This is a genomic window from Inquilinus sp. OTU3971 (assembly GCF_038440215.1).
In genome coordinates this window covers 1-1,460 of sequence record NZ_JASATH010000410.1, presented here as the reverse complement: position 1 = coordinate 1,460, position 1,460 = coordinate 1, and the positions used below count along the sequence as shown (strand labels likewise).

Annotated in this window: 2 protein-coding genes; both read right to left on the bottom strand. The window is 67.3% G+C overall.

Features of this window, described 5'->3' with window-relative positions; all coding sequences use genetic code 11:
• Window positions 1-332 (bottom strand): alpha/beta hydrolase-fold protein (locus AAHM41_RS40150; RefSeq protein WP_342242248.1); only part of this gene is annotated, 332 nt, incomplete at its 3' end.
• Window positions 332-1,459, bottom strand: a complete 1,128-nt coding sequence (locus AAHM41_RS40145) for an S-(hydroxymethyl)glutathione dehydrogenase/class III alcohol dehydrogenase (protein ID WP_342242247.1) — start codon at window positions 1,457-1,459, stop codon at window positions 332-334. The genes AAHM41_RS40150 and AAHM41_RS40145, both read right to left, overlap by 1 nt.
• Between the last annotated feature and the right edge of the window lies 1 nt (window position 1,460).

Sequence of the window (1,460 nt, the reverse complement as noted above, 5' to 3'; positions counted from 1 at the left end):
GTCGCGTCGAGATAGAACCCGGCGCCGAGCCCGAAATCCCAGCTCTCGTCGTCGCCGGGGTGCCGCCGGTCGCGCGGGCTGGTGTCCGGCGCCACCAGCATCAGCCCGAACTCCGCCGCGTGCTGCAAGGCGCCCGCCTTGATGATGAAGGTCTCCTCGGTGCAGGTCAGACCGGCGAGGTAGGTCAGCACCGGCACCGGCCGCTCCTGCGCCTGCGGCGGCACAAAGACCGCGAACCGCATCTCGCCGCCGATCTCGGACGAGGCGTGGCTGTAGAACCCGACCTCGCCGGCGAAGGCCCGGTGCCTGGCTCGTGTGACGATCCCGGACATCAGAACTCGACGACCGTGCGGATCGACTTGCCCTCATGCATCAGGTCGAAGCCCTCGTTGATCCGCTCCAGCGGCAGCTTGTGCGTGATCATCGGGTCGATCTCGATCTTGCCCGACATGTACCAGTCGACGATCTTCGGCACGTCGGTCCGGCCCCGCGCCCCACCGAAGGCCGTGCCCTTCCACACCCGGCCCGTCACCAGCTGGAACGGACGGGTCGAGATCTCCTGCCCCGCCCCGGCCACGCCGATCACGATGCTCTGGCCCCAGCCGCGATGGCTGCTCTCCAGCGCCGCCCGCATCACCTTGGTGTTGCCGGTGCAGTCGAAGGTGTAGTCGGCGCCGCCGATCTGGTCCGCCCCGCGCTTGGTCAGGTTCACCAGATACGGCACCAGGTCGCCCTCGACCTCGCTGGGGTTGACGAAATGGGTCATGCCGAAGCGCTCGCCCCATTCCTTCTTCGAGTTGTTGAGGTCGACACCGATGATCATGTCGGCCCCGGCCAGCCGCAGCCCCTGGATCACGTTCAGCCCGATGCCGCCGAGCCCGAACACGATCGCGGTCGCGCCCTCCTCGACCTTCGCCGTGTTGATCACCGCGCCGATGCCGGTCGTCACGCCGCAGCCGATGTAGCAGATCTTGTCGAACGGCGCGTCCGGGTTGACCTTCGCCAGCGCGATCTCCGGCAGGACCGTGAAGTTCGAGAAGGTCGAGCAGCCCATGTAGTGGAAGATCTTCTCCTTGCCGAGCGAGAACCGGCTGGTGCCGTCCGGCATCAGACCCTGGCCCTGGGTCGACCGGATCGCCGTGCACAGATTGGTCTTGCGCGACAGGCAGGACGGGCATTGCCGGCATTCCGGCGTGTATAGCGGGATCACATGGTCGCCCTTGGCCAGGCTGGTCACGCCCAGCCCGACATCGACCACCACGCCCGCGCCCTCATGCCCCAGGATCGACGGGAACAGACCTTCCGGATCCGCCCCCGACAGCGTGAACTCGTCGGTGTGGCAGATCCCCGTCGCCTTGATCTCGACCAGAACCTCGCCGAACTTCGGTCCCTCCAGGTCCACCTCCAGGATCTCCAGGGGCTTCCCTGCGGCGACGGCTACCGCGGCACGCGTCTTCATC

What these genes read in the sequence shown, in the direction of transcription:
- AAHM41_RS40145 (WP_342242247.1), bottom strand. Translation starts at nt 1,459, where the DNA reads ATGAAGACGCGTGCCGCGGTAGCCGTCGCCGCAGGGAAGCCCCTGGAG.